The organism is Streptomyces ficellus (genome assembly GCF_030406405.1).
GTDB classification, from domain to species: Bacteria; Actinomycetota; Actinomycetes; order Streptomycetales; family Streptomycetaceae; genus Streptomyces; species Streptomyces ficellus_B.
The window spans coordinates 66,946-83,928 of sequence record NZ_JAUEPL010000009.1 but is presented as its reverse complement, the minus strand read 5'-3'; the positions used below and the strand labels follow the sequence as shown (position 1 = coordinate 83,928).

Below are 16,983 nucleotides of genomic sequence, written 5' to 3'. Positions count from 1 at the left end.
GCTGACGGAGGTCAGAGGGAGACGGCCGCGGCCTTGGTCCCGGGCGTCCCGGGCGTCTCGGGCTCTTCGGCCGGGGCGCGCTCCGAGCCCTGAGCGAGCTCCTGCTCCAGCTCCTGCTCCAGCCCGTGCTCCGGCTTCGGCGTACGCGGCAGCAGAGCGTACAGCGCCGCCGCGACCACGATCGTCACCAGCCAGCCCAGGCCGTTGGTGCCGATCCAGGACCCGGCCAGCGGCCCGGCGAACCAGTCGACCTTGGTGAACAGCAGCCCCACCACCAGGGCCACCGCCCACGCGGCCATGGCCTGCGGCGCGAAACCGCGCCGGTACCAGTACGCGCTCGTACGGGTGGTGTCCATCAGCGCCTCACCGTCGTACGACCTCCGGCGCAGCATGTCCACGCCGAAGACGCCGATCCACGCCGAGAACGCCACCGCCAGCAGCGTCAGGAAGGAGATGAACGAACCGATGAAGCTGCTCGCCACGACCATCAGCAGGAAGCCGAAGACCAGGGAGATCACGGCGTTCACACTGACCGCCCAGGTACGTGGGACGTTGATGCCGAGCGTCTGCGCGGTGAACCCGGCCGAGTACATCGACATCGAGTTGATCAGCAGCATGCCGATCAGCGCGATCAGCAGGTACGGCACCGAGATCCACGCCGGCAGCAGCTGACCGATGAACGACACCGGGTCCTGCGCGGACGCCAGGTCCGGCGTCGACACCGCCATGACCGCGCCCATCAGCACCATCGGCAGGACGACGATCCCGGCGCCGCCGACCGTCGAGCCGACCATGGCCTTGGAGGACGCCGTACGCGGCAGATAGCGGGTGAAGTCCGGGCCGGAGGGTACCCAGCTGATACCGCCCGCCGCGATCGTGCCGATGCCCGCGATCAGCATCGCCGTCGAACCGGCCGGCTTGGCGAAGACGGCACTCCACTGCGTGTTCGCGACCAGGTGGACCAGCACGAGGACGGAGAAGGCGCCGAAGAGGTACGTCGACCACTTGCTGCACACGCGCAGCGCGTTGATGCCGAGACCCGACACCAGGAAGGTCGCCGCGACGAAGAGCAGCAGGGTGACGATGATCAGAGGCGTACTGCTCTTGATCCCGAAGAGCAGGTCGAGCACCGTGAGCACGGCGTACGCACCCGTGACCGCGTTGATCGTCTCCCAGCCCCAGCGGGCCACCCAGATGAGCGTTCCGGGGAAGAGATTGCCGCGCTGTCCGAAAACCGCTCGCGACAGCGCCATGCCCGGCGAACCGCCGCGCTTGCCGGCGATCGAGATCAGACCGACGATGCCGTACGAGAGGACGGGCGCGGCGATCGCGACGATCAGCACCTGCCAGAAGTTCAGGCCGTTGAAGACGATCAGACCGGCACCCATGGTGAGCAGCAGCACACTGATGTTCGCCGCCACCCAGGTGGGAAACAGCTCCCGGATGTGACCAGTGCGCTCGATATCGGGGACGGGTTCGAGACCACGGGTCTCTATCGCGCCTTCGGACTCGGAGGCGTGGGGCATGGATCAGCTCCGTGCGGGAGGAGGGGGACTCCAAGCATCGTACGTTCCTCCGCAAAGAGGTCCAAACGGTCCTTCCCGGCAGCCGGCACCTCCCGGCGCGCGAGCTGACGGGTCCGCGCTTCCCGCGATCGCCCGCCGGTCGTGACCGATACTGGACGGGTTATGGAAATCGTCATCCTTGCTGTAGTCATCGCTCTGGTCGCGGTCGGCGCGATCAGCGGCCTCGTGGTCAGCAGCCGCAAGAAGAAGAAGCAGCTGCCTCCGGCCAAGGCGCCGTCGAGCACGCCGACCATCACCGCTCCGCCCGCCGAGCCGCACGTCGGCGAGGAGGCGGAGACCCCGCGGGAGGAACCGCGCCGCACCATCGAGGAGGTCGAGCTCCCGACGGCCGAAGAGGCCCTCGAAGCCCCGGCCGCCGTCGAGGACCCGCTCGTCGCGGCGCCGCCCGAGCCCGAGATCGAGGTCCCCGAACCGACCGCCGGCCGGCTGGTCCGGCTGCGCGCCCGGCTCGCCCGCTCACAGAACACCCTCGGCAAGGGGCTGCTCACCCTGCTGTCGCGGGAACACCTCGACGAGGAGACCTGGGAGGAGATCGAGGACACCCTCCTCACCGCGGACGTCGGCGTCGCGCCGACCCAGGAGCTGGTCGAGCGGCTCCGTGAGCGCGTACGCGTCCTGGGCACCCGCACACCCGATGAGCTGCGCACCCTGCTGCGCGATGAGCTGCTCGCCCTCATCGGCACGGACTTCGACCGCTCGGTCAAGACCGACAGCGGCCTCGACACGCCCGCCGTGGTGATGGTCGTCGGCGTCAACGGCACCGGCAAGACCACGACCACCGGCAAGCTGGCGCGGGTGCTCGTGGCGGACGGGCGGTCGGTCGTGCTCGGCGCGGCGGACACGTTCCGCGCGGCGGCCACCGACCAGCTCCAGACCTGGGGCGACCGGGTCGGCGCCCGGACGATCCGGGGGCCCGAGAACGGCGACCCGGCCTCGGTCGCGTACGACGCGGTCAAGGAGGGCATCGCGGAGGGCGCGGATGTCGTCCTGATCGACACGGCGGGCCGGCTGCACACCAAGACCGGCCTGATGGACGAGCTCGGCAAGGTCAAGCGGGTCGTGGAGAAGCACGGCCCGGTGAACGAGGTCCTGCTCGTCCTGGACGCCACCACCGGCCAGAACGGCCTGGTCCAGGCGCGGGTGTTCCGCGAGGTCGTGGACATCACCGGCATCGTGCTCACCAAGCTGGACGGCACGGCCAAGGGCGGCATCGTCGTCGCGGTCCAGCGCGAGCTGGGCGTCCCGGTGAAGCTCATCGGCCTGGGCGAGGGCCCGGACGACCTGGCGCCCTTCGAGCCGGAGGCGTTCGTCGACGCCCTGATCGGCGACTGACCCCCGCGCCGGGTGGGCGCCCCTCCGCAGGGGCGCCCACCCCGGCTTGCGGCGTCCCATGCCGGGGCGCCCACCCCGGCTTGCGGCGTCCCATGCCGGGGCGCCCACCCCGGCTTGCGGCGTCCCACTGCCGGGGTGGCCGACCGGCCTCGCTACGCCGCCGAGCGGTGGGAGATGTAGGCCAGCGTGCCGAGCAGCAGGCGGGCCTGGGGCGGCGGCCCGGCGTCGAGGGTGGGTGGCCGCAGCCAGCGGGAGGGGCCCAGGCCGCCGTGGTCCGAGGGCGGCGCCGTGATGTACGCGCCGGGGCCCAGGCACCGCAGGTCCAGGTCCGCGTCGTCCCAGCCCATGCGGTACAGCAGCTGCGGCAGTTCGGCCGCCGCGCCGGGCGCCACGAAGAACTGGGCCCGGCCCGTCGGCGTGGCGCACACCGGGCCGAGCGGCAGGCCCATCCGTTCCAGCCGGACCAGCGCCCGGCGCCCGGCCTCCTCCGCGACCTCCAGGACGTCGAACTCGCGGCCCACGGGCAGCATCAGCGCGGCGCCCGGGAACCGGGACCACGCCTCGGCGGCCGTGTCGAGCGTCGAGCCCGCCGGCACCTCGGGCGCGAAGCCGAGGGGGTGCGCCCCCGGAGCCGTGCAGGCGGAGTCGCCGCAGGAGCAGCGGCCCGAGGAGGCCCGCGCGCCCGGGACCACGTCCCAGCCCCACAGGCCGGTGTACTCCGCCACCACGGTGCACTCCGTGGCGACGCGGCCGACGCGCCGCCGCGCGCCGGACAGGATGCGGGTGCCGCCGATCGTGAAGCCCATGCCCCCTCCAACGGGTGGAACTCGCCGGTGGTTACGACCCGGAGTATGTCCGTGACGCTCCGTCGCGACCGCTCCCACATGGGTGGCGCACGGTGGCACGGAGGGTGGTGCGTCCGGCCGCGCGCTCCTCTCCGTGCGACAGTCCGCCGACTCCCGATCGTCGTCGTGTCAAGTCAATCGCGCCTGGCGGCGGCTGAGTTCATCCGAAGGGGTGGCGAATGGTGGCGTTTATGGAAACGACCTCGCCGGACGGGTGATCGTAGGATTACTTTGAGTGCACGAACCCCGGGTAGCCGCCGCGCTGATGGGTATGCCGGAGGCAAGCCGGTTCCCTGTTCGAAGGGTGCAACCACCGGACGGACGACTGCAACTGACGGCATTCTGATACGGGTTCGCGCAACAGCGATTCAGCGGATGGGGGCGTTCCAGTGGGCGGCAGTGGCGCAGACGGTACGAATGCCGGGAAGCGCCCGAACGAGCAACTGAGCTCGTGGTTCGTGCGCAGCGGCTGGTCCAAGGGCGAGCTCGCGCGTCAAGTGAACCGCCGGGCGCGCCAGATGGGCGCACACCACATCAGCACCGACACCTCGCGCGTACGGCGCTGGCTGGACGGTGAGCAGCCGCGCGAGCCCATTCCGCGCATCCTCTCGGAGCTGTTCTCCGAGCGGTTCGGCAGCGTCGTCGCGATCGAGGACCTCGGTCTGCGCACGGCCCACCAGTCACCCTCGGTGTCCGGCGTCGACCTCCCGTGGGCCGGGCCCCAGACCGTCGCACTGCTCAGCGACTTCTCCCGCAGCGACCTGATGCTGGCCCGGCGCGGCTTCCTCGGCACCTCGCTCGCCCTCGCCGCCGGCCCCGCCCTCATCGAGCCCATGCAGCGCTGGCTCGTACCCACCCCGGCCTCCGAACCGCCCCGCACCGACCCGGCCGCCCTGCGCCGCCCCACCCGGCTCTCCCGCGCGGAGCTGGACCTGCTGGAGACCACCACCGTCATGTTCCGCCAGTGGGACGCCCAGTGCGGTGGCGGACTGCGCCGCAAGGCGGTCGTCGGCCAGCTCCACGAGGTCACCGACCTGCTCCAGGAACCGCAGCCCGCCGCCACGGCGAAACGGCTCTTCAAGTGCGCGGCCGAACTGGCCGAACTGGCCGGCTGGATGAGCTACGACGTGGGCCTCCAGCCCACCGCCCAGAAGTATTTCGTGCTCGCCCTGCACGCCGCCAAGGAAGCCGGCGACAAGCCGCTCGGCTCGTACATCCTGTCCTCCATGAGCCGCCAGATGATCCACCTCGGGCGGCCCGACGACGCGCTCGAACTCATCCACCTCGCCCAGTACGGAAGCCGCGACTGCGCCACCTCGCGCACCCAGGCCATGCTGTATGCGATGGAGGCCCGCGCGTACGCCAACATGGGCCAGCCCAGCAAGTGCAAGCGGGCCGTGCGCATGGCCGAGGACACCTTCGCCGACGTCGGTCTCGACGGTGAGCCCGAGCCGGACTGGATCCGCTTCTTCTCCGAGGCCGAGCTCAACGGCGAGAACGCCCACTCCTACCGCGACCTCGCCTATGTGGCCGGCCGCAGCCCCACGTACGCCTCGCTCGCCGAGCCCGTGATGGAGCGCGCGGTGCGGCTCTTCGCCAAGGACGAGGACCACCAGCGGTCGTACGCGCTCAACCTGGTCGGCATGGCCACCGTGCACCTGCTCAAGCGGGAACCCGAGCAGGCCACCCAGCTGGCCGAGCGCGCCCTCGGGGTCGCCAAGCGGGTCCGCTCCGAGCGGGTCAACACCCGGCTGCGCAAGACCGTCGACACCGCGGCCAGGGACTTCGGCGACGTACCCGAGGTCGCCCGGCTCACCGACATCCTCACAGCCCAGCTGCCCGAGACCGCCGAAGCGGTCTGAGACATTCCGTCACCAGACCCCGGCCGCGACCGTCACCCGTACAGCCCGACTCGGCTCCCCCATCGCCAGGTCAACAGGGTGACCGTCGCGGCCGGTCCTCTTGACGTCCGCGGAGGGTAGTCCCGTTACATGTCCGTGACCCAGTGGTTCACGGTGCCGTAACACGGCGGTCCTCTTCGTCACTGACGCGAAACATCGTGCGGCATCGACCGAAACCGTGCTGCGTAAACCTCGGGGCTCATAACCGGCCACCCCTCATAGCCGGGCAGCACCGGCTCCGCCCCGCACAGGCCGCATGACGACGACGAGGAGACGCCGATGCCCCCAGGCATCACGACGCTTGCCGCAGACACGCCCACGCTGTCCGCCGCCAACACCGGGTTCATGCTCATCTGTTCCGCCCTGGTGATGCTGATGACGCCGGCCCTCGCCTTCTTCTACGGAGGCATGGTCCGCGTGAAGTCCACCCTCAACATGCTGATGATGAGCTTCATCAGCCTGGGGATCGTCACGATCCTGTGGGTGCTCTACGGCTTCAGCCTCGCCTTCGGCACCGACTCGGGCTCCATCATCGGATGGTCCTCCGACTACGTAGGCCTCAGCGGCATCGGGATCACCCAGCTCTGGGACGGCTACACCATCCCGGTGTACGTCTTCGCCGTCTTCCAGCTGATGTTCGCGATCATCACGCCCGCCCTGATCAGCGGCGCCCTCGCGGACCGGGTGAAGTTCACCGCCTGGGCCCTGTTCATCGCCCTGTGGGTGACCGTCGTCTACTTCCCGGTCGCGCACTGGGTCTGGGGCACCGGAGGCTGGCTCTTCGAGATGGGCGTCATCGACTTCGCCGGCGGTACCGCCGTCCACATCAACGCGGGCGCCGCGGCCCTCGGCGTCATCCTGGTGATCGGCAAGCGCGTCGGCTTCAAGAAGGACCCGATGCGGCCGCACAGCCTCCCGCTGGTCATGCTCGGCGCCGGTCTGCTGTGGTTCGGCTGGTTCGGCTTCAACGCCGGCTCGTGGCTCGGCAACGACGACGGCGTCGGCGCGGTGATGTTCCTCAACACCCAGGTCGCCACCGCCGCCGCGATGTGCGCCTGGCTCGCGTACGAGAAGATCCGCCACGGCGCGTTCACCACCCTCGGTGCCGCCTCCGGCGCGGTCGCCGGCCTCGTCGCCATCACCCCGGCCGGCGGATCCTGCTCGCCGCTCGGCGCGATCGCCATCGGCGCCGTCGCCGGCCTGCTCTGCGCCATGGCCGTCGGCCTGAAGTACACGTTCGGCTACGACGACTCCCTCGATGTCGTCGGCGTCCACCTCGTCGGCGGCGTGGTCGGCTCCCTGCTGGTCGGGTTCTTCGCCACCGGCGGTGTCCAGTCCGAGGCCAAGGGCCTGTTCTACGGCGGCGGCCTGGAACAGCTCGGCAAGCAGGCCACCGGTGTCTTCGCGGTCCTCGCCTACTCCCTGATCGTCTCCGCGCTGCTCGCCTTCATCGTCGACAAGGTGATGGGCATGCGGGTCAGCGAGGACGACGAGGTCCTCGGCATCGACCAGGTCGAGCACGCCGAGACGGCGTACGACTTCAGCGGCGCCGGCGGCGGCGGATCGCGCAAGACCCTCACCGAGGCCCTTCCCGCAGCGGAGAACAAGAAGGTGGACGCATGAAGCTCATCACCGCGGTGGTCAAGCCGCACCGGCTGGACGAGATCAAGGAGGCCCTCCAGGCCTTCGGAGTCCAGGGCCTGACCGTCACCGAGGCCAGCGGCTACGGACGCCAGCGCGGCCACACCGAGGTCTACCGTGGCGCCGAGTACACCGTCGACCTGGTCCCCAAGATCCGCATCGAGGTGCTGGTCGAGGACGAGGACGCCGAACAGCTCATCGAGGTCGTCGTGAAGGCGGCCCGCACCGGCAAGATCGGTGACGGCAAGGTGTGGAGCGTCCCCGTCGAGACCGCCGTACGCGTCCGCACCGGCGAACGCGGACCGGACGCACTGTAAAGGAGCTGCTGGGTGTCGAGTGTCGATGTGAGTACGCGAGCGGAAGACTCGGGACCCAGCGGTTACGCGGCGGCCCGGCTGCGCCTCCTCCAGGAGGAGACGCGGTCCGGGCCGCCGCGCCGTGCCGCCCTCGCCCGGCTGACCGACGACTGGCTGGCCGCCCTCCACACGGCCGCCGCGCCGCCGCGGGGCACCGCCCTCGTCGCCGTCGGCGGGTACGGACGCGGCGAGCTGTCGCCCCGCAGCGACCTCGACCTGCTCCTCCTCCACGACGGCACCGCCGACCCCGCCACCATCGCGGCGCTCGCCGACCGCGTCTGGTACCCCGTCTGGGACCTCGGCCTCGACCTCGACCACTCGGTGCGCACCCCCGCCGAAGCGCGCAAGACCGCCGCCGAGGACCTCAAGGTCCAGCTCGGCCTGCTCGACGCCCGCCACATCGCGGGCGACCTCGCCATCGTCACCGCCCTGCGCACCGCCGTCCTCGCCGACTGGCGCAACCAGGCCCCCAGGCGCCTCCCCGAGCTGGACGAGCTGTGCCGGGAGCGGGCCGAGAGGCAGGGCGAGCTGCAGTTCCTGCTGGAGCCCGACCTCAAGGAGGCCAGGGGCGGGCTGCGCGACGCCACCGCCCTGCGCGCCGTCGCCGCCTCCTGGCTCGCCGACGCGCCCCGCGAAGGGCTCGCCGAGGCGCGCCGCGTCCTCCTCGACACCCGCGACGCGCTCCACCTCGTCACCGGGCGGGCCGGCGACCGGCTCGCCCTCCAGGAACAGGACCAGGTCACCGCCGCGCTCGGCCTGCTCGACGCCGACACCCTGCTGCGCCGGGTGTACGAGGCCGCGCGCACCATCTCGTACGCCGGTGACGTCACCTGGCGCGAGGTCAACCGCGTTCTGCGGGCCCGCTCCGTACGCCCCAGGCTGCGCGCCATGCTCGGCGGCGGCCGGCCCCAGCCCGAGCGCACGCCGCTGGCCGAGGGCGTGGTCGAGATGGACGGCGAGGTGGTCCTCGCCCGCACCGCCCGCCCGGAACGCGACCCGGTCCTTCCCCTGCGCGCCGCCGCCGCGGCCGCCCAGAACGGCCTGCCGATCTCCCTGCACGCCGTACGCCGCCTGGCCGCCACGGCCAAGCCGCTGCCCGTGCCGTGGCCGGCCGAGGCCCGTGAGGAACTGGTCACCCTCCTCGGCGCGGGCGAGCCCACCGTCCCCGTGTGGGAGGCCCTCGAAGCCGAAGGCCTCATCACGCGCCTGCTGCCCGACTGGGAGCGCGTCCGCTGCCGCCCGCAGCGCAACCCCGTGCACACCTGGACCGTCGACCGCCACCTGGTCGAGGCCACGGTCCGCGCCTCCGCCCTGGCCCGCCGCGTCGGCCGCCCCGACCTGCTTCTCGTCGCCGCGCTGCTGCACGACATCGGCAAGGGCTGGCCCGGTGACCACTCGGTGGCCGGCGAGACCATCGCCCGCGACGTCGCCGCCCGCATCGGCTTCGACCGGCACGACATCGCCGTCATCGCCGCCCTCGTACGCCACCACCTCCTGCTCATCGAGACGGCGACCCGCCGGGACCTGGACGACCCGGCCGCCATCCAGTCCGTGGCCGAGGCCGTGGAGACGCCGTCCACGCTGGAACTCCTGCACGCCCTCACCGAGGCGGACGCGCTCGCCACCGGGCCCGCGGCCTGGTCGTCCTGGCGCGGCTCGCTCGTCGCCGACCTGGTCGAACGGGTCGCGGGCGTCCTCGCGGGTGACGCCCCGCCGGCCGCCGAGCCCACCGCGCCCAGCGCCGAGGAGGAACGGCTCGCCATCGAGGCCCTGCGCACCGGGGAGCCCATGCTGACCCTGCACGCCGACACCCCGCCCGACGGCGACGAACCGGAACCGGTCGGCGTCGAACTGCTCATCGCCCTGCCCGACCAGCCGGGCGTCCTGCCCGCCCTCGCCGGGGTCCTCGCCCTGCACCGGCTCACCGTCCGCTCCGCCGACCTGCGCGCGATCGACCTGCGGGACCTGGGCGACGGTGCCGTGCTCGTCCTCAACTGGCGCGTCGCCGCCGAGTACGGCTCCCTGCCGCAGGCCACCCGGCTGCGCGCCGACCTCCTGCGGGCCCTGGACGGCTCGCTGGACATCCGGGCCCGCCTCGCCGAGCGGGAGGCCGCCTACCCGCGGCGTCGCGGCATGAAGGCCCCGCCGCCGCGCGTCACCGTCGCGGCGGCCGGCTCCGCCCGGGCGACCGTCATCGAGGTCCGCGCCCACGACGCCCCGGGCCTGCTGCACCGCATCGGCCGCGCCCTGGAGACGGCCGCGGTCCGCGTGCGCAGCGCGCACGTCTCGACGCTGGGCGCCAACGCGGTGGACGCCTTCTACGTCACGGACGCGAAGGGCAACCCGCTCCCGGCGGAAGAGGCGGTAGTGGTGGCCCGCACCCTGGAAACGGCGCTGCGCACCTGAAGTCCCCACGAGGGCGCCCACGAGGGCTGATCCGGACAGGGCTGATGCGTAACCGCGTCGGCCGGATACCCTGGGGGGCGACTGCCCGCCCTCCCCCGAGCTCTTACGAGCAGGGGGTACCCCCACCGAGACCCGAGGATCCGCGACCACCGTGTTCGATACCCTCTCCGACCGCCTTGCAGCGACATTCAAGAACCTCCGGGGCAAGGGGCGCCTGTCCGAGGCGGACATCGACGCCACCGCCCGCGAGATCCGAATCGCGCTGCTGGAAGCCGACGTCGCGCTGCCCGTCGTCCGCGCGTTCATCAAGCAGGTCAAGGAGCGGGCGCTCGGGGCCGAGGTCTCGCAGGCGCTGAACCCCGCCCAGCAGGTCATCAAGATCGTCAACGAGGAGCTCATCGGCATCCTCGGCGGCGAGACCCGCCGTCTGCGGTTCGCCAAGAACCCGCCGACCGTCATCATGCTCGCGGGTCTCCAGGGTGCCGGTAAGACCACCCTCGCCGGAAAGCTCGGCCTCTGGCTGAAGGGGCAGGGGCACGCCCCGCTCCTCGTCGCCTGCGACCTGCAGCGCCCCAACGCCGTCAACCAGCTCGCCGTCGTCGCCGAGCGCGCCGGTGTCGGCGTCTACGCGCCGGAGCCCGGCAACGGCGTCGGTGACCCGGTGCAGGTCGCCAAGGACTCCATCGACTACGCCAAGAGCAAGCAGTACGACGTCGTCATCGTCGACACCGCCGGCCGTCTCGGTATCGACCAGGAGCTGATGCGGCAGGCCGCGGACATCCGCGACGCCGTCAGCCCCGACGAGGTCCTGTTCGTCGTGGACGCGATGATCGGCCAGGACGCGGTCAACACGGCCGAGGCCTTCCGGGACGGCGTCGGCTTCGACGGCGTCGTGCTGTCCAAGCTCGACGGCGACGCCCGCGGTGGCGCCGCCCTGTCGATCGCGCACGTCACCGGCCGCCAGATCATGTTCGCCTCCAACGGCGAGAAGCTGGACGACTTCGACGCGTTCCACCCGGACCGCATGGCGTCCCGCATCCTCGGCATGGGCGACATGCTCTCGCTGATCGAGAAGGCCGAGCAGACCTTCAGCCAGGAAGAGGCCGCCAAGATGGCCTCCAAGCTGGCTTCGTCCAAGGGCAAGGACTTCACGCTCGACGACTTCCTGGCCCAGATGGAGCAGGTCAGGAAGATGGGCTCCATCTCCAAGCTGCTCGGGATGCTGCCGGGCATGGCACAGATGAAGGAGCAGATCAACAGCATCGACGAGCGTGACGTGGACCGTACGGCCGCGATCATCAAGTCGATGACCCCGGGCGAGCGCCAGGACCCGACGATCATCAACGGCTCCCGCCGGGCCCGTATCGCCAAGGGTTCCGGCGTCGACGTCAGCGCGGTCAAGTCGCTGGTCGAGCGGTTCTTCGAGGCCCGCAAGATGATGTCGCGCATGGCGCAGGGCGGCGGCATGCCGGGGATGCCGGGCATCCCGGGCATGGGCGGTGGCCCCGGCCGGCAGAAGAAGCAGCAGAAGCAGGCCAAGGGCAAGCGCAAGAGCGGCAACCCGATGAAGCGCAAGGCCGAGGAGCAGGCCGCCGCGGCACGGCGCGAACAGGCGCAGCAGGGTGGCGCGTTCGGGCTCCCTGACGGTCAGCCGGGCCAGGACTTCGAGCTGCCGGACGAGTTCAAGAAGTTCATGGGCTGAGCATGACGAGTCGGGTAAGGGGCGTCCACCATGGGTGGGCGTCCCTTACTTCACGTTCGCGATGGCACATAAGCCCGTAATGCCGCATTCGTGCGCCTCTTCAATAATTGCCGTGTCGCCGGTCCTCGGCATGACCCGGCATGAGGAGAGAGCAGCGTGGCCAGTCCCGTACCCCCGCGCGACCGCACCGACCAGCCCTGGCGCTCGGAGGGCGCACCTCCGCCGCCCCCGCCCCGCCGCAAGATGCCGGGCGGCTGGGCCGGGCTGCTCATCGCCGCGGTGGCGATCTTCGTTCTCACCAACCTGGCCCTGTCCTTCTTCGGCGACGGCGACGAGCGCACCGTCTCGTACACCGAATTCAGCCGGCAGGTCGCCGACGGCAATGTCACCAAGATCTACTCCAAGGGCGACGCCATCGAGGGGGAGCTGAAGAACAAGGAGCGCTTCACCACCCAGCGGCCGGCGTTCGCGGACGACAACCTCTGGTCGGAGCTGACGAAGCACAAGGTCACGGTGACCGCCGAGCCGGTCGTCGAGAGGCCGAGCCTCCTCGCCAATCTGCTGTTCTCGCTGGCGCCGATCCTGCTGCTCGTCGTGCTGTGGGTGTTCCTCGCCCGGCGGATGCGCGCCGGGCTCGGAGCCGGCGGCATGCTCGGCCGCAAGGCGCCGCCCAAGCCGGTCGAGCTGGAACCGGGAGCGCGCACCACCTTCGCCGACGTCGCGGGGATCGACGAGGTGGAGGAAGAGCTCAACGACGTCGTCGACTTCCTGAAGAGCCCCCAGGCGTACCGCAGGATGGGCGCCAAGATGCCGCGCGGCGTGCTGCTCTCCGGCCCGCCCGGCACGGGCAAGACGCTGCTGGCACGGGCCGTGGCGGGCGAGGCGGGGGTGCCGTTCTTCTCCGCCTCCGCCTCCGAGTTCATCGAGATGATCGTGGGCGTCGGCGCCTCGCGCGTACGCGAACTGTTCAACGAGGCCCGCAAGGTGGCGCCCGCGATCATCTTCATCGACGAGATCGACACCATCGGCCGGGCCCGGGGCGGCGGCGCCGCCATGGGCGGACACGACGAGCGCGAGCAGACGCTCAACCAGATCCTCACCGAGATGGACGGCTTCTCCGGTTCCGAGGGCGTCATCGTCATCGCGGCCACCAACCGCGCCGATGTGCTGGATCCGGCTCTGACCCGGCCCGGCCGCTTCGACCGGATCGTCAACGTCAGCCCGCCCGACCGTGGCGGCCGGGAGGCCATCCTCAAGATCCACACCCGCGAGATCCCGCTCTCCGAGGACGTCGACCTCGCCCAGGTCGCCCGTACGACCCCGGGAATGACCGGCGCGGAGCTCGCCAACCTCGCCAACGAGGCCGCCCTGCTCGCGGTCAAGCGCCGGCGGACCGAGGTGACCCCGGCGGACCTGTCGGACGCGCTGGAGAAGGTCCAACTGGGCGCGGAACGCTCCCTGGTCATGCCGGCCGAGGAGCGGCGCCGTACCGCGTACCACGAGAGCGGGCACGCGCTGCTCGGCATGCTCCAGCCCGGCGCCGACCCGGTCCGCAAGGTCACCATCGTCCCGCGCGGGCGGGCGCTGGGCGTGACCCTGTCGACGCCCGACGCCGACAAGTACGCGTACACGGAGGACTATCTGCGCGGCCGGATCATCGGGGCCCTGGGGGGCATGGCGGCCGAGCAGATCGTCTTCGGCGTCATCACGACGGGTTCGGAGAACGACCTGGAGCAGGTCACCAGGATCGCGCGCGGCATGGCGGGCCGCTGGGGGATGAGCGAGCGGGTGGGCAGGCTCAGCGCGATCCCCGACGACGTGCAGCAGGCGTACGGGTTGTCGGCGGCGCCCGCGACGCTGGACGCGGTCGCCGAGGAGACGCGCCGCATCGTCGACGAGTGCTACGAGAGTGCCTGCCGGCTGCTCCAGGAGCACCGCCCCAGGCTGGACGCTCTGGCGGCGGCGCTGCTGGAGAACGAGACCCTGGACGAGGAGGCGGCCTACCGGGCCGCCGGCATCCCCCGCCTCGCCAAGCACGAGCCGTCGTAGCCCCCGCGACGCTTCCAAGCTCGCCCGGGCGCCGTGGCGCCGTGGTGCCCAGGGGCCGGGAGAGTCCTGGTGGGGGCTCCCCGGGCGTCCTGGGCACATCCAACGGGCCCCACGGGGGCGACGGGCCCGGAAGACGGGTCCAACGGGCCCCACGGGGGCGACGGGGTCAGGGCGTCCTGGCGACGAGGTAGCGGAACACGTTGGGCATCCACACCGTCCCGTCGGGGCGCACGTGCGGGTGGAGGGCCTCGGTGACCTCCTTCTCCACCGTCGCCTGGTCCGAGGCGGCCACCGCCGCGTCGAACAGGCCGGTCGAGAACAGTCCCCGTACGGCGCTGTCCGTGTCCGCGTACCCGAACGGGCACGCCACCCGTCCCGAACCGTCCGGCCTCAGCCCCGCCCGCGCGGCCACGTCCTCCAGGTCGTCCCGGAGCGCCGGGCGCCAGGTCGCGGCCGTGCGCAGCCGCTCGGTCAGCCGGCCCGCCACCCGCAGTACCGCCGACGTGGCGCACCGCTCGGGCGGTCCCCAGCCCGCCAGCACCACCGCGCTGCCCCGCTCGGCCATCCGTACGGCCGCCGAGAGGGCGGGTGCCAGCCCGTCGGAGTCGCCCGCGGTGCAGCCGATCGGCTGGAAGGCCGTGATCAGGTTGTAGGCCGGACGGGTGGGATCCGCCGCGTCGGCGGGACCGCCGTACAGCAGCCTCGTCTCGCCGCAGCGCTGGGGCGCGTGCCCGGCCGGGTCGTGCCCGCCCGCATCGGGCAGCAGCCGTTTCCTGGCCAGGTCCACGCGCGCGTGGTCCGTGTCGACGCCCGTCACCTGCGCGCCGCGCGCGGCGGCCATCAGCAGGGCGAGCCCTGAGCCGCAACCGAGTCCCAGCAGCCGCGTCCCGCTGCCGACCTCCAGATGCTCGTACACCGCTTCGTAGAGCGGAACCAGCATCCGTTCCTGGATCTCCGCCCAGTCGCGGGCACGGCCGGGCGCATCCGTAGCCGGAGGGGCCGAGGCCGGGTGGGGGTGGTGCTGGACGAGCATAGGTGTCATCGAAAGCGCCCCAATCCGCCGAGAGGTCCATCTGTGCGTCTGTGCCCTGATTGACAGCCCCCGTGTACGTGCGCTCGCACTCCCCGTAGCCAGGGAACTCCGCATCCGGCCCCAAGTCCAGGGGTCGGGGAGCAATGCTTGCGTGCCCCGGTTGTGCGCCCCCGAGAGCGGCGCGAACCACCTCCCATAGTGGAGCCGCACCGCGAATCCCGCCATGGCAGGGCAACGTCCCAGGTCCCGCCGCGCTTTCCCGCCCGGCGGCCCGGCCGCCGTGGCCGGGCCCCCGGGCCGGTGCCGTGCGCCGGGGACGGCCCGGGTACTGTCGGTCTCCTGGGCGGCTGCGGGGCATGGACTCTTGCGGGCGCCCCCAGGGACCGGCCCACCGCCGCCGCTGCGGCCCGCTTGACGCGGGGCGCGCACAGGATGCGTTCGCGCCGGGGCGTACGCGCCGGTACGTACCAGCTTGTTGTGGCTTCTCCGCAGATCAGCGCACTGGCCCTCGTCAGGACGCAACAATGCCAACTGACTGGTACGTGCAAATTATTTGGGATGCCCCGGAATGGAACCCGCGGGCACTCCGGCTCGTTGTCACGACGTGAGCACGACACCACCTGTTCTCGCCGCAGAGCTGGCACAGGCGTGGGCCGACATTCAGCGGCACCACCCCGAGCTGCCCGATCTTGCCGCGCCCGAATCCCTGATCGGAGAGTCGTCGTCCGCATGTGGCGCCGAGCTCTCCTTCGAGCGACTGCTCCATGAGGCAGTCCACGGCATCGCCGCCGCGCGAGGGGTCCGCGACACCTCACGCGCCGGTCGCTATCACAACCGCAGATTCCTGGCGATCGCCGAGGAGATGGGCCTGAACCACCCCGAGGAGCCGCACCCCAGCAGCGGTTTCTCCCTGGTCACGCTCAGCCCCGAGGCCAAGCGCCGGTACCGCCCGACCATCGAGCGGCTGCAGCGCGCCCTCAAGGCGCACACGGCCGCCACGGCCGGCGACACCAAGCGCTCCTTCCGGGGGCCGGCCGCCCGGCACGGCTCGTCCGGTGGTGGCGTGCGGGTCAAGGCCGTGTGCGACTGCGGTCGCAACGTACGGGTCGTGCCCTCGGTCCTCGCGCAGGCGCCCATCGTGTGCGGCGGCTGCGGGAAGCCGTTCCGCATTCCGGAGACCGTGGGCGCGGCGAGCTGACCCGGCGTGGTGTGGCACAATGGCTAGCTGTACTCGACAGTCGAACAGGACCCCTCTCTCCTCCGGCTGACGCGTCCATCGGGCACTCGAGTACCGCAACCCCACGCGGCATCTCGTCGTGCCCAACCACGTCAAGACCAGGAGACACCACACCCGTGGCAGTCAAGATCAAGCTGAAGCGTCTGGGCAAGATCCGTTCGCCTCACTACCGCATCGTCGTCGCCGACTCCCGTACCCGCCGTGACGGCCGGGCCATCGAGGAGATCGGCCTGTACCACCCGGTGCAGAACCCCTCGCGCATCGAGGTCGACTCGGAGCGTGCGCAGTACTGGCTGTCCGTCGGCGCCCAGCCGACCGAGCCGGTCCTCGCGATCCTGAAGCTCACCGGCGACTGGCAGAAGGTCAAGGGCCTGCCGGCCCCGGAGAAGCCGCTGCTCGCCCCGGCGACCAAGGAAGACAAGCGCGCCTCCTTCGACGCCTTCGCCAAGGCGCTCGAGGGCGACGAGGCCAAGGGTGAGGCCATCACCCCGAAGGCGAAGAAGGCCGACAAGAAGGCGGACGAGGCGGAAGCCGCGTCCACCGAGTCGACCGAGGCCTGAGCATGCTCGAGGAGGCTCTCGAGCACCTCGTGAAGGGCATCGTCGACAACCCCGACGATGTGCAGGTGGCCTCGCGCAACCTGCGCCGAGGGCGTGTGCTTGAGGTCCGGGTCCACCCCGACGACCTCGGCAAGGTGATCGGCCGCAACGGCCGCACCGCGCGCGCTCTGCGCACCGTCGTGGGCGCCATCGGCGGCCGTGGCATCCGGGTCGACCTCGTCGACGTGGACCAGGTCCGCTGAGAGTTGAACACCGGCACGGGCCGGGGAGGGCTACGGCCCGCCCCGGCCCGTAGTCGTCTGCGAAGTAATGCCGTAGGCACACGACAGGAGAGT

General features: G+C 71.6%; 13 protein-coding genes. 10 read left to right on the top strand and 3 right to left on the bottom strand.

What is annotated here, in order from left to right; translation table 11 throughout:
- Positions 1-11 precede the first annotated feature (11 nt).
- Positions 12-1,526 (bottom strand): cytosine permease, encoded by a 1,515-nt coding sequence (locus tag QWM81_RS09345; RefSeq protein WP_290111290.1) that lies wholly within the window; start codon positions 1,524-1,526, stop codon positions 12-14.
- Between the two features lie 162 nt (positions 1,527-1,688).
- On the opposite strand from QWM81_RS09345, the gene ftsY reads away from it, so the two are divergent.
- Positions 1,689-2,918, top strand: a complete 1,230-nt coding sequence (gene ftsY, locus QWM81_RS09340) for a signal recognition particle-docking protein FtsY (RefSeq protein ID WP_290111287.1) — start codon at positions 1,689-1,691, stop codon at positions 2,916-2,918.
- Positions 2,919-3,070: 152 nt separating this feature from the next.
- Here the strand turns inward: ftsY and QWM81_RS09335 are convergent, their stop codons facing one another.
- Positions 3,071-3,724, bottom strand: a complete 654-nt coding sequence (locus QWM81_RS09335) for a bifunctional DNA primase/polymerase (protein ID WP_290111286.1) — start codon at positions 3,722-3,724, stop codon at positions 3,071-3,073.
- Between the two features lie 428 nt (positions 3,725-4,152).
- Here QWM81_RS09335 and nsdA point away from each other — a divergent pair, with 428 nt between their 5' ends.
- The 6 genes from nsdA to ftsH all read left to right on the top strand — a co-directional run bounded on the left by nsdA (position 4,153) and on the right by ftsH (position 13,818).
- On the top strand, positions 4,153-5,625 hold the full coding sequence (nsdA, locus tag QWM81_RS09330) for a transcriptional repressor NsdA (RefSeq protein WP_290111285.1): 1,473 nt from the start codon (positions 4,153-4,155) through the stop codon (positions 5,623-5,625).
- Positions 5,626-5,943: 318 nt separating this feature from the next.
- Positions 5,944-7,287, top strand: a complete 1,344-nt coding sequence (locus QWM81_RS09325; protein ID WP_290111284.1) for an ammonium transporter — start codon at positions 5,944-5,946, stop codon at positions 7,285-7,287.
- A complete protein-coding gene (locus QWM81_RS09320) occupies positions 7,284-7,622 on the top strand; it encodes a P-II family nitrogen regulator (RefSeq protein ID WP_003965965.1) in 339 nt (112 codons plus the stop codon). The genes QWM81_RS09325 and QWM81_RS09320 overlap by 4 nt, the downstream gene beginning before the upstream one ends.
- Positions 7,623-7,634: 12 nt before the next feature.
- Positions 7,635-10,067, top strand: a complete 2,433-nt coding sequence (locus QWM81_RS09315) for a [protein-PII] uridylyltransferase (protein ID WP_290111281.1) — start codon at positions 7,635-7,637, stop codon at positions 10,065-10,067.
- Positions 10,068-10,218: 151 nt separating this feature from the next.
- A complete protein-coding gene (gene ffh / locus QWM81_RS09310; protein WP_290111280.1) occupies positions 10,219-11,769 on the top strand; it encodes a signal recognition particle protein in 1,551 nt (516 codons plus the stop codon).
- 156 nt (positions 11,770-11,925) lie between these two features.
- Complete coding sequence (ftsH, locus tag QWM81_RS09305) at positions 11,926-13,818, top strand: ATP-dependent zinc metalloprotease FtsH (protein ID WP_290111279.1); 1,893 nt, start codon at positions 11,926-11,928, stop codon at positions 13,816-13,818.
- Positions 13,819-13,984: 166 nt separating this feature from the next.
- Here the strand turns inward: ftsH and QWM81_RS09300 are convergent, their stop codons facing one another.
- Positions 13,985-14,860, bottom strand: coding sequence for a methyltransferase domain-containing protein (locus tag QWM81_RS09300; protein ID WP_290111278.1), 876 nt, complete (start codon positions 14,858-14,860; stop codon positions 13,985-13,987).
- A 559-nt stretch (positions 14,861-15,419) separates the two neighbouring features.
- Between QWM81_RS09300 and QWM81_RS09295 the strand changes: the two genes are divergently transcribed.
- The 3 genes from QWM81_RS09295 to QWM81_RS09285 all read left to right on the top strand — a co-directional run bounded on the left by QWM81_RS09295 (position 15,420) and on the right by QWM81_RS09285 (position 16,890).
- Entirely contained in the window at positions 15,420-16,049 is a 630-nt protein-coding gene (locus tag QWM81_RS09295) for a hypothetical protein (protein ID WP_290111277.1), read from the top strand.
- Positions 16,050-16,204: 155 nt separating this feature from the next.
- Positions 16,205-16,648: a 30S ribosomal protein S16 gene (gene rpsP, locus QWM81_RS09290; RefSeq protein ID WP_031074686.1), complete on the top strand. Its 444-nt coding sequence runs from the start codon at positions 16,205-16,207 to the stop codon at positions 16,646-16,648.
- A 2-nt stretch (positions 16,649-16,650) separates the two neighbouring features.
- Positions 16,651-16,890, top strand: a complete 240-nt coding sequence (locus QWM81_RS09285) for an RNA-binding protein (RefSeq protein WP_005311361.1) — start codon at positions 16,651-16,653, stop codon at positions 16,888-16,890.
- The last annotated feature ends 93 nt before the right edge of the window (positions 16,891-16,983 follow it).